Source organism: Agromyces cerinus subsp. cerinus (assembly GCF_900142065.1).
Lineage (GTDB): Bacteria > Actinomycetota > Actinomycetes > Actinomycetales > Microbacteriaceae > Agromyces > Agromyces cerinus.
Genome location: NZ_FSRJ01000003.1, coordinates 691,241 through 704,241, shown reverse-complemented (window position 1 = coordinate 704,241; position 13,001 = coordinate 691,241). Strand labels below are relative to the sequence as shown.

Annotated in this window: 12 protein-coding genes; 3 read left to right on the top strand and 9 right to left on the bottom strand. The window is 71.1% G+C overall.

Translation table 11 applies throughout. The features are described from left to right. Position 1 precedes the first annotated feature (1 nt). Positions 2–370, top strand: coding sequence for a hypothetical protein (locus tag BUR99_RS19685; RefSeq protein ID WP_084183996.1), 369 nt, complete (start codon positions 2–4; stop codon positions 368–370). Positions 371–540: 170 nt separating this feature from the next. Here the strand turns inward: BUR99_RS19685 and BUR99_RS13740 are convergent, their stop codons facing one another. From BUR99_RS13740 to BUR99_RS13720, 5 genes are all read right to left on the bottom strand, one after another. Beyond that, positions 541–1,767, bottom strand: a complete 1,227-nt coding sequence (locus BUR99_RS13740) for a UDP-N-acetylmuramate dehydrogenase (RefSeq protein ID WP_074260889.1) — start codon at positions 1,765–1,767, stop codon at positions 541–543. Between the two features lies 1 nt (position 1,768). Continuing rightward, positions 1,769–2,194: a MaoC family dehydratase gene (locus BUR99_RS13735; RefSeq protein ID WP_074260888.1), complete on the bottom strand. Its 426-nt coding sequence runs from the start codon at positions 2,192–2,194 to the stop codon at positions 1,769–1,771. Beyond that, positions 2,194–2,640, bottom strand: coding sequence for a MaoC family dehydratase N-terminal domain-containing protein (locus BUR99_RS13730; protein WP_084183995.1), 447 nt, complete (start codon positions 2,638–2,640; stop codon positions 2,194–2,196). The genes BUR99_RS13735 and BUR99_RS13730 overlap by 1 nt, the downstream gene beginning before the upstream one ends. Before the next feature lie 121 nt (positions 2,641–2,761). After that, entirely contained in the window at positions 2,762–3,379 is a 618-nt protein-coding gene (locus BUR99_RS13725; protein ID WP_074260886.1) for a DUF937 domain-containing protein, read from the bottom strand. Positions 3,380–3,464: 85 nt separating this feature from the next. Next, positions 3,465–4,079, bottom strand: coding sequence for a TetR/AcrR family transcriptional regulator (locus tag BUR99_RS13720; RefSeq protein WP_074260885.1), 615 nt, complete (start codon positions 4,077–4,079; stop codon positions 3,465–3,467). A 176-nt stretch (positions 4,080–4,255) separates the two neighbouring features. Here BUR99_RS13720 and BUR99_RS20065 point away from each other — a divergent pair, with 176 nt between their 5' ends. Both BUR99_RS20065 and BUR99_RS20060 read left to right on the top strand, forming a co-directional pair. Beyond that, positions 4,256–5,542 (top strand): hypothetical protein, encoded by a 1,287-nt coding sequence (locus tag BUR99_RS20065; RefSeq protein WP_074260884.1) that lies wholly within the window; start codon positions 4,256–4,258, stop codon positions 5,540–5,542. Continuing rightward, complete coding sequence (locus BUR99_RS20060; RefSeq protein ID WP_074260883.1) at positions 5,539–7,158, top strand: amidohydrolase; 1,620 nt, start codon at positions 5,539–5,541, stop codon at positions 7,156–7,158. Before BUR99_RS20065 ends, BUR99_RS20060 begins: the two co-directional genes overlap by 4 nt. Positions 7,159–7,563: 405 nt before the next feature. Here BUR99_RS20060 and BUR99_RS13705 read toward each other — a convergent pair whose 3' ends face one another. From BUR99_RS13705 to BUR99_RS13690, 4 genes are all read right to left on the bottom strand, one after another. Continuing rightward, complete coding sequence (locus BUR99_RS13705; RefSeq protein ID WP_084183993.1) at positions 7,564–9,135, bottom strand: APC family permease; 1,572 nt, start codon at positions 9,133–9,135, stop codon at positions 7,564–7,566. 11 nt (positions 9,136–9,146) lie between these two features. After that, positions 9,147–10,016: a universal stress protein gene (locus BUR99_RS13700; RefSeq protein WP_074260882.1), complete on the bottom strand. Its 870-nt coding sequence runs from the start codon at positions 10,014–10,016 to the stop codon at positions 9,147–9,149. Then, positions 10,016–11,380 (bottom strand): flavin monoamine oxidase family protein, encoded by a 1,365-nt coding sequence (locus BUR99_RS13695; RefSeq protein ID WP_074260881.1) that lies wholly within the window; start codon positions 11,378–11,380, stop codon positions 10,016–10,018. The genes BUR99_RS13700 and BUR99_RS13695 overlap by 1 nt, the downstream gene beginning before the upstream one ends. A gap of 112 nt (positions 11,381–11,492) precedes the next feature. Then, positions 11,493–12,962: an NAD-dependent succinate-semialdehyde dehydrogenase gene (locus BUR99_RS13690; RefSeq protein WP_074260880.1), complete on the bottom strand. Its 1,470-nt coding sequence runs from the start codon at positions 12,960–12,962 to the stop codon at positions 11,493–11,495. Positions 12,963–13,001: the final 39 nt, after the last annotated feature.

The following is a 13,001-nucleotide window of genomic DNA, read 5'->3' as shown; positions in this document are numbered from 1 at the left end:
CATGACCACGAACTCCAACGACTCCGCTCAGCCGAAGAACGAGGCGGATGCCGCCGTCACGGCGATCCTCACCGAGTGGGGCACACCTGCGGCGGACGAGACGGCGACGACTTCCGCCACGAGCCCGGCGCCGACGGCGCGCCCGACCGTGCGATGGGGCGCACTCGTCTGGGCGCTGCTCTTCGGCGCGACGGCCGCGACGACCCTCTGGGTCCTCCTCGACCCCGCCCGCCGCGACGATGTCGGCGACTGGCTGCTGACCCTGAGTCCGCTCACCGCGACGTTCTCGGTGGTCATCGTCGTGGGCGTCGTCGTGGCGCTCTTCGGCGTCGTCGGACTCATCCGCCGCGGGGAGCGCGCCCGCCGCTGAGTCGCGCGCGTCGTCGCGCGCTGCCCGGCCGCCGAGATGACCGCAGTCGTCGCCTGTTCGTACGGACGGGCGACGACTTCTGTCATCTCGGCACGAGCTGCGGGGCGCATGCGTGTGGCATGCGCGGCGCGGCTCGCGGGACTGCGACTGCCGCGGGTGGCGGACTGCCGCTAGAGCTCGACGCCGACGAGCACGGGTTCGGGTCGCAGCACGATGCCGAACTCGGCCTGCACCCGCCCCTGCACGAACCGTGCGAGCGTCGCGACCTCTTCAGCCGTGGCGCCGCCGCGGTTCGTGAGCGACAGCGTGTGCTTCGACGAGATCGCCGCGCGCGACCCGGGCAGCGCGAAGCCGCGACGGATGCCCGAGTGCTCGATCAGCCAGGCTGCCGAGAGCTTCACGAGCGGTTCGGAATCGACGTGTTCAGCCACGCTGACGTCGTCGTCGAACTCCTCGAGCTCGGCCTGATGCGCGAGGAACGCGTCGAGCGGCGTCGCCGAGCCGAGCGAACCGAGCGGCGTCACCACGTCGGGCGCCTCGGGTTCGATGTACCAGCGGGGCGCCGTGGCCGGCAGCGTACGGGCGACGTGTTCCCCCACGATCGGGTTCGTGAAGAACGAGCCGGCACTCACCGAGTCGGCGTCGGCCGGGTCGAGCACCATGCCCTTCGAAGCGCGCAGGGCGAGCACGCTCGCGCGAACCTCGGCGATCGCGACGCGATCGCCCTGCTGCACGTGCAGCGCGTCGGCGAGCTGCCCGTAGGCGATCGGCTGGCCGAGCGCCTCGCCGAGCACCGCCCGCTCCGCGGCGGTGTCGTGCAGTTCGAGTTCGATGGTCACGACGATGCCCGCGAGCCCCTGCTTCAGCACCGAGGTGCGGTAGCCGAGCTCGAGTTCGGCGGCCGTCATGCGGCGCGGCGCCTCGGCGCCCTCGTCGAGGAACTCGATCGCGACGAGCGTGGCGGCGAGCTCCTGCCCGTAGGCGCCGATGTTCTGCACGGGCGCGGCCCCGACCGAGCCGGGGATGCCCGAGAGCGCCTCGATGCCCGAGTAGCCGTGCTCGACGGTCCATGCGACGAGGTCGTCCCACGTCTCGCCGGCCTGCACGCGCAGGCGAACGGCGCCGTCCTGAGCCGGTCGAAGGGATGCCCCTTCGCCCGTCACCGGGGGCAGCACCTCGATGCCGCGCGTCGCCACCCGGATCACGGTGCCCGCGAAGCCCTCGTCGCCCACGAGCAGATTCGAGCCGCCGCCGAGCGCGAGCCACGCGTCATCCGTCGCCCAGGTCTCGGTCGCGAGGTCGACGAGGTCGCGCTGCGTCGTCGCCGTGACCAGCCGGCCGATCGGCCCGCCGACCTGCAGCGTCGTGAGGTCCGCGAAACGGATGTCGCCGCTCATGTCAGCCGAGCACGACGCGCACTTGCGCCTTGCCGAGCACCGTGTCGTCGCCGACCTTGACCGTGAGGTCGATGCGGGCGACGGTCGCGGACTCGTCGAGCTGGCCGACCTTCGCCGTGACCGTGACGAGCGCACCCGTCTTCGGGTCGACGATCACCGGGCGGGTGAAGCGCACCTGGTAGTCGGCGACGCGGCCGGGGTCGCCGGCCCAGTCGACGACGGGCTGCACCGCGAGGCCCATGGTGAGCATGCCGTGGGCGAGCACGCCCGGCAGGCCGACTTCGGCGGCGATGTCGTCGCGGTAGTGGATCGGGTTGAAGTCGCCCGAGGCGCCGGCGTACCGCACGAGCGAGTCGCGGGTCAGCGGGAACGATCGCTCGGCGACCACGTCGCCGACGGTGAGGCTCGCGAAGTCGGGGGCGGGCATCATTCGTCTCCTCGCACGACGAGGGTGGAGACGGCGGTGACGACGTGCGCGCCGTCGGCGTCGGTGATGGCCGACTCGGCCGTGACCATCGAGTGGCCGCCGAGGCTCTTCACGCTCGCGACCGTGAGTGTCGCGGTGAGCAGGTCGCCGGCGACGATCGGCCGGGTCGACGTGAAGCGCTGGTCGCCGTGCACGACGCGCGAGAAGTCGATGCCCGACTCGGGGTCGGCCAGCAGCTGCGCGAGCGTCTGCTCCTGCACGACCACCGCGAAGGTCGGCGGTGCGACGACGTCGGCGTAGCCGGCCGCGCGTGCGGCCTCGGGGTCGAGGTTGATCGGGTTCGTCGCGAACACGGCGCGTGCGAACTCGCGCACCTTCTCACGACCGACGAGGTAGGGCTCGGTGGGCGGGAAGGTCCGCCCCTGGAGCTCGGGGTTCACTGGCACCCCGCCAGTCTATGCGGGGCGTGTCTCGTGGGCTGAGCTCGTCCGAGGTGTGCGGGTTGAGCCCGTCGAAACCTGCCTGCTCGGCAGGGGTTTCGACAGGCTCAACCCGCAGAGGGTCGGATCAGCGCTTGCCGCCGCCCAGCAGTCCACCGAGCAGGTCGCCCAGTCCGCCGCCCGAGCTCGAGCCGCCCGAGCCGCCGCCGAGGAGACCGCCGAGCACGTCGCCGAGGCCGCCGCCTGCGCCGCCCGACGAGCCCGAGCCGCCGCCGCCGAGGAGACCGCCGAGCAGATCGCCGATGCCGCCGCCCGACGACGCCGGCGCCGCGGCATCCGCTTCGGGCTTCTTCGTGAACTGCGCGGCGAGGAAGCTCAGCACGATCGGCGCGAGGATCGGCAGGAGCTTGCCGATGAGGTCGCCCGCTCCGCCCTCCTTCTTGTCGAGCGCCGTGACGACCTGGTCGGTCTTGTCGCCGAACACGTTCTTGACGATCTTCTTGCCGTCCTCCTCGTCGACGTCGGCGAGGTTCACGCCGCCCTCGATGAGCTTCGGGTCGTGCTTCGCGACGGCCTTCTCGAGCGACGCTGCACCCGCGGGGTCGGCGGCGTTCGCACCCAGGCCGGCGAGCAGGGCGGGCAGCGCGTCGTTCACTGCCTGCTTCGCGGTCGCCTCGTCGACGCCGAGCTTCGCGGCGATGTCGCCGATCGGGAGGTTGGCGACGATGTCGTCGAGTGCAGCCATTCGGGTTCCCCATTCCGGCGCCCGCGGTCGGGGCGTCCACGGTTCACCGTATCGACACGGATGCCTCGGTGGAAAGTGGCCCCGCTCAGTCGAGGTCGAGGCGACCGAGGCGCAGCCGCAGCGCATCGAGCAGGAGCTCGAGGCCGATCTCGAAGACCTGGTCGGAGCGCTCACGACCCTTCGCGGTGACCTCGAGCAGGCGCCCGAGCGAGGTCGTGGGCGTCTCGGGCCTCCAGATGTCGTCGGGCGAGGCGAGGTCGAGGCCGAAGCCGAGCGCGAACGAGTCGAGGATCGCGATGACCGTGATCACCTCGTCGTCGGGGAATCCGGCACCGAGGAGCGCGGTGGCGAGGCGGTCGTAGCTCGCGATCACCGCGGGGTGGGTGATCGTCTTGCCCACGAGGAGCGGCACGATCGACGGGTGCTCCGCGTACATGCGGCGGGAGGCGCGCATGGTGTGCGTGACGACGTCGACCCAGTCGCCGCTCGGCGCCTCCGCCAGGTAGGACTCCCCCAGCCGGCCGCGCATGAGCTCGATGATGCCGTCTCGGCCGTCGACGTGGTTGTAGAGCGACGAGGGCGTGACGCCGAGCCTCCGCGCGAGGGCGTTGACGCCGAACGCCTGGCCGGAGTCGACGAGCTCGATGGCCGCGTCGGCGATGCGCTCGGTCGACAGCAGGGGCACTCTGGGCCGGGCCACGGGACCTCCTCGTTCGTTCGCCTGGTTCAGCCTAGGGGCGGCCGTTCGAAATCCGCTCTTCCCATCTCGGCCACTCGTATGCATAATAAACGAACACCATTCACTTATCGCGACGACACCCCCTGCCGCGTCCGAACCCGGCACATCGACGTGCCCCAGCACCTCCGGAGACTCCTGTGTCCAACGACCTCACCGTTCGCGTGCCGCTGCGCCTGCCGAGCGCCACCGCGACCTTCACGATCGGCATCGCCGGCTACCTCGGCGTGAACCTCTCGCCCTACATGATCAGCGCGCTGCAGCAGGCGATCGGCGCCGACGTGCTCACCGCGAGCTGGATCATCACCGCGACCCTCCTCGCCACCGCCGTCACCGGCCTCGCCATCGCGCCGCTCTGCGCCGGCCCGCGCCGCCTCGCCGTCGCCCGCGGCGGACTCGCCCTCTCGGTGCTCGGCTTCGCCACGGCGGCACTCGTGCCGGCGCCCGCAGCCGTCATCGGCGGCCTCATCGTCGGCGGCATCGGCGCCGGCGGCGCGGTCGCCTCGGGCGGCGCCGCGATCGCCGCCTTCACGAACCCCGACCGCGTGGCGGGCTTCAACGGCCTCGCGAACCGCGCGGTCGTGACCGTGATCCTCGCGATCATCCCGCTCATCGGCCTCGCGCCGATCGACGTGTTCGGCGCGCTCGCGATCTTCTCGGTCGTCGCCCTGCTCGTGAGCGGCTGGCTCCCCGCCGCACCCGTCATCGCACCGAAGTCGCCGGTCGCCGTCGCCGAGGCCGTGCCCGTCGACGTGCCGCCGACCGCCGCGGTGCCCGCCCTCGAGGCCGCCGCCGCGACCTCGCGCGCGCTCCCCTCGCCGCGCGCCGTGCGGATCGCGGGCTTCACCCTGCTCGTCTCGTTCGCGCTCTGGGCCGTCAGCGAGGACTCGCTCTGGGCCATGGCCGGCGTCATGGGCGGCGCGCAGGCGTCGCTCACGCCCGAGGGCCTCGGCCTCGCGCTCAGCGGTGCGACCGCCGGCGGACTCATCGGCTCGGTGCTGCTCATGATCGTCGGCAACCGCCTCGGCCGGGCAGTGCCGCTCGCCGTGCTGCTCGTCGGCGGCGGCATCCTGAAGATCGTCGAGGGCTTCGTCACCGACCAGACCACCTTCATCGTGGTGTTCATCGCGTGGAACACGCTCTACGCGCTCGCATTCATGTACTTCGTCTCGACCTCGTCGGCCCTCGACGCCGACGGCCGCTGGTCGGCGCCGCTGCTCGCCGTGTACCTCGTGGGCTCGAGCCTCACGCCGGTGATCGGCGCCGCCCTCGTCGAGGTCTTCGGATTCCAGGGCTTCACCGTGGTGCTCGGCGTCGCGAGCTTCGTGCTCGCCGTGCCCGTCGCCGCGGTCGCCGCATTCTCGACCCGGCGCGAGCGCGCCGAGGCATCCGCCGCCGCCATCGAACTCCAGGAGGTTCCCGCGTGACCCGCACGCTCGTCACCAACGCCCGCATCTTCACCGCCGACACCGCGAACGAGTGGGCCGAGGCCCTCGTGATCGACGGCGAGTCGCTCGCCTACGTCGGCGACGCGGTCGGCGCACACGCAGCAGCAGGCGCGGATGCCGCGACGCTCGACCTCGACGGCCGGCTCGTGCTGCCCGGCTTCACCGACGCGCACACGCACCTCGTCATGATGGGCGAGGCGCTCGGCCGAGTCGGACTCACCGATGCCCGTTCGCTCGACGAGATCCAGGCGCGACTCCGTGCCGCCCGCGAGGCCGCACCCGATGCGCCGCGGCTCCTCGGCCGTGGCTGGCTGTTCGACTCCCTGCCGGGCGGCGCTCCGACCGCGGCGATGATCGACGCCGTCGTCGCCGACGTGCCCGTCTACCTCGACGCGAACGACTACCACTCGGTCTGGGTGAACTCCGCAGCGCTCGCCGAGCTCGGCATCACGCGCGACACCCCCGACCCGATCGGCGGCGCGATCGGGCGCGACGCCGACGGCGAGCCCGACGGCATGCTCTTCGAGACCGCCGCCCAGCAGTTCGTCTGGAGCCACCTCGCCTCGATCACGACCGATGCCGACCGCGACGCCGCCGTCGAGCGCACGATCGCCGCGTACCTCGCGACGGGCGTCACCGGCGTGGTCGACATGGCGTTCGACGAGCTCGGGCTCGAGGCCTTCCAGCGCGCGGCGGCCCGCCGCGACGGGAGCCTGCCCATCCGAGTGGTCGGCCATTGGTTCGTCGCCAACACGGGCGACGATGCCGCGAACCTCGAGCAGGTGCGGCGGGCCGTGGAGCTGGCCGGTGAGATCGAGTCGCCGTGGCTGCGCGTCGTCGGCATCAAGCTCGTGCTCGACGGCGTCATCGACGCGTGCACGGCGGCCATGCGGCATCCGTACGCCGACGGCTCGAACGCCGACCCGATCTGGCCGCTCGACCGGCTGAAGCCCGTCGTCGCGGCCGCCGACGCCGCCGGCTTGCAGGTCGCGATGCACGCGATCGGCGACCTCGCGAGCGATCACGCGCTCGACGCGCTCGAGCACGCGCACGAGGCCAACGGCGAGCGGGCACGGCGTCACCGCATCGAGCACCTCGAGTACGCCGCACCGGGCACGGCCGAGCGGATGGCGCGGCTCGGCGTCACCGCGTCGATGCAGCCCGTGCACGCCGACCCCGCGATCTGGGCGAACTGGGCGGCGATGCTCGGCGACGAGCGGGCCGATCGCGGCTTCGCCTGGCCCGAGTACGTCGACGCGGGCGCACTGCTCGCCTTCTCGACCGATGCGCCCACGGCCCCGCACGAGGCCCTGCCGAACATGTACGTCGCCGCGACCCGGCGCTCGGCACTCGACCCGTCGTTCGGGCCGAACCAGCCCGAGTTCGCACTGCCGCTCGCTCAGTCGATCGCGCACGCGACCCGCGACGCCGCGGCGTCGTGCGGCGACGAAGGGGTGCGCGGCCGTCTCGCCGCCGGACTCGCCGCCGACTTCGCGGTGCTCGACACCGACGTGTTCGCGGCCGGCGAGGAGTCGCTGCTCAGCGCCACGATCGTGCGCACCGTCGTCGCGGGCAGCACGGTCCACGAGGCCTGACGCCCTGCCGCGGGGCCGGCGTGCTGACTCAGTGGGCGTCCATGAGCCTCATGTGAGGCGAAACTCACACGAGGCGTCTGGAGTCGGTGCCGCCTCCAAGCGCGACGCGTCGGTTCGGCGTACGCCCGTCTAGCAGCTGGCCTCGTCGCGCGGGTCGGGCAGGTAGGCGGTGATGTCGAGTGGCTGCGTCGGAGGCAGCTCATGGTCGGCGGGGTCGACTCGGTGAGTGTTCATGGGGTGGTCCCTTCATCAGATGCCCTCACAGAAGACATGTCCGCTCTCGCACGATTCCGCACACTTCTCGTGAAGTGATTCCGGATCAGGTGCAGTCGGCCGCTCGGCGCCGCAGAACGAGGCCGCCCCCTGGTGTCGCAGGGGGCGGCCTCGTCGGTGCTGAGCCTCGGCTCAGTCCTCTGCGACCGCGCGCGAGAGCGACTCGCCGCGGAAGAAGCCGGGCCGGCGCTTCGCCTGGATGAACATGATGACGACACCGGTGAGGATGATCACGACGCCGAGGATGAACACGAGGCCGACGCCGCCGATGTTCGAGCCGCTGCCGTAGTCGGGGTCCATCGAGTCGATGAGCGTGGTGAAGAACAGCACCGTGAGGATCAGCCCGCCGACGAGCGGGGCGATGAACATGAAGAACGTGTTCCGCGCGCGACGGAACCACTGCTTGCGGAAGTACCACACGCACGCGAACGCGGTGAGGCCGTAGTAGAAGCAGATCATCATGCCGAGCGTGGTGATCGTGTCCCACAGCACGTCTTCGCTCACGAAGCGCATGACCGTGTAGAAGCCGGCGGCGACGATGGCCGAGACCACCGTGGCGTAGCCCGGGGTGAAGAAGCGCGGGCTCACCCGCGCGAACTTCTCGGGCAGCGCGCCGTAGTGGCCCATCGCGAGCAAGGTGCGCGCCGGCGACACGAAGGTCGACTGCAGCGACGCCGCCGAGCTCGAGAGCACCGCGAGCGACATGAGGATCGCGAGCGGGCCGAGGATCGGACCCGAGAGGTAGAAGAACGCGTTCTCCTGGATATCGGGGTTGCCGAGGCCGACGCCGGTCTCGCCGATGCCGGCGAACGCGAGTGCGCCCATCGCGACGAAGAGGTAGATCGCCACGACGATCGTGACGGTCAGGGTCGCCGCACGGCCGGGGGTCGTGCGCGAGCCCTTCGTCTCCTCGTTCATGGTGAGGGTGACGTCCCAGCCCCAGAACACGAAGAGCGAGACCGACAGGCCCGCGACGACGGCGCTGAACGAACCCACCTCGAACGGGTTGAACCAGCTGAGCTCGACCTGCGTCGGGTCGAACGCAGTGCCGTTGGCGACGTGCCAGAACGCGGCGACGCCGAAGCCGATCATGACGACGAGCTGGAAGCCGACCAGCCAGTACTGCACCTTCTGGGTCGTCTGCATGTCGCGGTACGAGATGAGCGTGGCGCCGAGGATGAACACGAGACAGGTCGCGACGTTCACGAACGGGTTGCCGACGAGCGAGGCGATGTCGGGGTTGTTGAACGCCTGCGCGAGCGCGAGGTAGAAGAATTCCACCGCGATGCCGGCGAGGTTCGAGAGCACGACGATGGTCGCCGCGATCAGGCCCCACCCCGCCATCCAGCCGATCCACGGGCCGAACGCACGCGTCGCCCAGGTGAACGAGGTTCCCGAGTCGGGCATCGCGTTGTTGAGCTCGCGGTAGCCGAACGCGACGAGCAGCATCGGGATGAATCCGAGCAGGAAGATCGCGGGCAGCTGCGTGCCCACCTCGGCGACGGTCGGCCCGAGGGCGCCGGTCAGCGTGTACGCGGGTGCGATGCACGAGATGCCGATGACGATCGCGCCGATGAGGCCGACCGAACCCGCCGACAGCCCCTTCTTCGACAGCCCGGTGTCGGAGCCGTCGACGGCGGCGCTCGCGGTGGTCAGCGGCGCATGGGGTTCGGTGTGCTGCTGGTGCGGTTCTTGGTGCGTCATTGCGTGGTCCTTCAGGAAGTGGCGCGCGGCACGACGATCATCGGCACCGGCAGCTCGCGCAGCATCTTCGATGCCGTCGAGCCCAGGAAGAGTCGGCTGGGGGTCGCGAGGCGGCTGGACCCGACGATGACGACCTCGCCGGCGTGCCACTCGAGTGCGGCGACCGCCTGCTCGATCGTGTCGCCGGAGGCGACGACCGACGTGGCCGTCGTGCCGGCGGGCAGCGCACGGCGCGCCGCCTCGAGCACGTCGTCGGCGTGGGCGGTGCTCGCGAGCGAGGCGAGCTCCTCGTCCATGCCGGCCGGCAGATCGATCGAGACGAGCGACACCAGCCGCAGCGGCGCGTGCGTGAGTCGGGCGAGGCGCACCGAGATGTCGAGCACCGATCCGGCCCCCGAGCGGGTGCCGACCGCACCGGTGATGCGGGTGACCCCGAGCGAGACGGGCGTCTCGCGGGAGCCCGCCGGCGCGAGCGCCACCGGCACGTCGGACGCGTGCAGCAGGTCGTTGGCCACCGAGCCGATGCGCGATCGGCCGAGCAGTCCGCCGCGCGCAGCGCCGACGACGATGAGCGAGGCGCCGAACTCGTGCGCCGCGGCCACGAGGCCCTCGGCGAACGACTCGGCGTAGCGGATGTGCAGCGCCTGCTCGACGCCGTCGCCCAGGCGCGCGGATGCCTCGGCCAACCAGCCCCGCGAGCGCTCCTTCAGGTGGCGCTCGTATCCGGTGTCGGGTGGCACGACGGCGCCGCGCGCCTCGATGGGAAGCACCATCACGACTTCGAGGAGCGCCTCACTGGCCGCCGCGAGTCGCCCGCCGAGGGCGAGCGCGTCGGCGCCGGATTCGTTCGCCGTGTAGCCGACGACGATGCGGGTGACCATCAGCTCGCGCCGAGGATCTCGTCGGCGACCTCGCGACCGACGCGGATCGCGCCGTCGACGTGCTGGTACCCCTTGCCCGCCATGTCGGAGCACGAGAAGTGGATCGGCCCGACGGGCGTGCGGAGGTCGGCGCCGTAGCGCGCGAGACCGCCCATGTCGAAGCTCGCCGCGTACGCGCCGCGGGTCCACTCCTCGGAGCCCCAGTCGCTCTCGTAGTAGACGACCGGGTTCAGCGCCTCGGGGCCGTAGTAGTGCGAGAGCGACTCGAGGATCCGCGCCTTGCGCTCCTCGGCCGAGAGCGTGAAGACGCCGTCGGCCTCCTCGTCGGAGACGAAACCGACGAGCGTGCCGCGCGGGTCCTCGTGGTTGGTGTTGTCATATGCCTCGTGCACGAGCTCGTACGGGCTGAACGCGGTGCCCGAGAGGCCCTGCTCGCGCCAGAACGGCGTCTCGTAGACCGCGTGCACCTTGATGACGAATCCCATCGAGAGGTGCTGGTGCATCTGGTGCTGGCGGCGGGGCAGCGGCGGCTCGTACGAGATGCGGCTGATGAGGATGGGCGGCAGCGCGAGCACGACGTGCTTCGCGTGCACCTCGATCGAGTCGGTGACCGCGACGACGCCGGCGTCGGGGGCATCCGGCGTCCAGCGGATCGTACGCACGGCCTGACCGGTGCGCACGGCGTCGCCGAGACGCTCGGCGAGGAGCAGCGGCACCTGCTGGAGGCCGCCCACGACGCGCTTGTCGAGGATGAAGTCGGCGTCGACGAGGTTCGAGAACGAACCGGCGGATGCCGCCATGAGCAGCGCCTGCAGCGCCGAGAACGCGTGCGCGGGCTTGGTGAGCATGGCGCCGGCGATGAACATGCCGATGTTGAGCTTCGCCTCTTCATCGTCGGTCTGCGTGCCGAGCCACTCGGCGAACGAGACCTCGTCGAGTTCCTTCGCGCGAGGGTGCGCCCAGGGTGCGTCGGGGTCGATCTCGGCGACGAGCTCGTCGAGCTTCTCGATGAGGCCGACGATCTCGCCCTCGGTCTTGGCCGGAACCGGGAAGATGTCGCCCTCGAAGAGCCGTCGCTCGCCGTTCTCGGCGATGTAGACGTTCTCACCGGCGCGGTAGCGCTCGTACGTCTCGAGGCCGAGCTCGTCGAGGGTCTCGATGAGCGCGTCCTGGTCGGGCGAGACCCACTGGCCGCCGATCTCGAGCATGGCGCCGTCGATGTCGTCGGTCCAGAGGCGGCCGCCGATGCGGTCGCGCGCCTCGAGCACGACGACGGACTTGCCGGCCGCCTTCAGCTTGGTGGCGGCGGTGAGGCCAGAGGCCCCGGCGCCGACGATGACGACGTCGCAGTCGATGCGTTCCATGGTGTGCGTACTTCCTTTGTTTCTCGTGCTGGTCGAGGAGGCCCGACCGGGCCGTCTCGAGACCTGGGCGAGCGGATGCCGCGGCGCGAGCTGCGGCATCCGCTCGGGTGGTTCAGCTCACGGGGATGAGCGTGTACTTCGTGTCGAGGTACTCGTGGATGCCCTCGAGCCCGCCCTCGCGGCCGATGCCCGACTGCTTGATGCCGCCGAACGGCGCTGCCGCGTTCGAGACGAGGCCGGTGTTCAGGCCCATCATTCCCGTGGCGAGGCGGTCGATCATGCGGTGGCCGCGTGCCAGGTCCTGCGTGAAGACGTAGGAGACGAGGCCGTACTCGGTGTCGTTGGCGAGGCGCACGGCCTCGTCTTCGGTCGAGAACGTCGTGATGCCGAGCACCGGACCGAAGATCTCCTCGCGGAGGAGGCGGGCGTCGGCCGGCACGGAGCCGAGCACGGTCGGGGCGTAGAAGGTGCCCTCGCCCTCGATCACGGTGCCGCCGGTGAGCACCGTGGCGCCCTTGGCGACGGCGTCGCCGACGAGCTCGTCGGTCGAGGCGACCGCCTTCGCGTCGATCAGCGGGCCGATGGCGATGCCGTCTTCGGTGCCGCGGCCGACGCGCATGGCCTGCACGCGCTCGGCGACCCGCTTGCCGAACTCGTGGGCCACCGACTCGTGCACGATGAAGCGGTTGGCGGCGGTGCAGGCCTGTCCGATGTTGCGGAACTTGGCGAGCATCGCGCCGTCGACGGCCTTGTCGAGGTCGGCGTCCTCGAAGATGACGAACGGCGCGTTGCCGCCGAGCTCCATCGACGTGCGGAGGATGCCCTGTGCGGCCTCCTTCATCAGGCTGCGGCCGACCTCGGTCGAGCCCGTGAAGCTGAGCTTGCGCAGGCGCGGGTCGGCGATGATCGGGCCGGACACCTTCGACGAGGTCGACGTCGCGATGACGTTGACGACGCCGGCAGGCAGGCCCACCTCTTCGAGGAGCTGCACGAACGCGAGGGTCGTGAGCGGCGTCAGGGCCGGGGGCTTGATGACGACGGTGCAGCCTGCGGCGAGCGCGGGTGCGATCTTGCGCGTCGCCATCGCGAGCGGGAAGTTCCACGGCGTGATGAAGAACGACGGCCCGACGGGGCGCTGCGAGACGATCATGTTGCCGGTGCCCTCGGGGTTCAGCCCGTAGCGGCCCGAGATGCGCACGGCCTCTTCGCTGAACCAGCGCAGGAACTCGCCGCCGTAGGCGACCTCTCCACGCGCCTCGGCGAGGGGCTTGCCCATCTCCATGGTCATGAGGAGCGCGAACTCCTCCTTGCGCTCCTGCAGCAGGTCGAACGCCCGGCGCAGCAGTTCGCCGCGCTGGCGCGGAGCCGTCGCGGCCCATGCGTCCTGCGCCGCCACCGCGGCGTCGAGCGCCTTGATGCCGTCGGCGACGGATGCATCGGCGATCTCCTTGATCGTCGCACCGGTCGCGGGGTCGATGACGGCGAGGGTCTTGCCGCCCTCGGCGTCGACCCATTCGCCGCCGATGAAGAGCCCGCCATTGATCTGGTCGAGCACGGTCGCTTCCTGTGTTGCAGTCGTCATGCGTGTGATTTCCGTTCGGTCGTTCTGGGTGACGGTGTC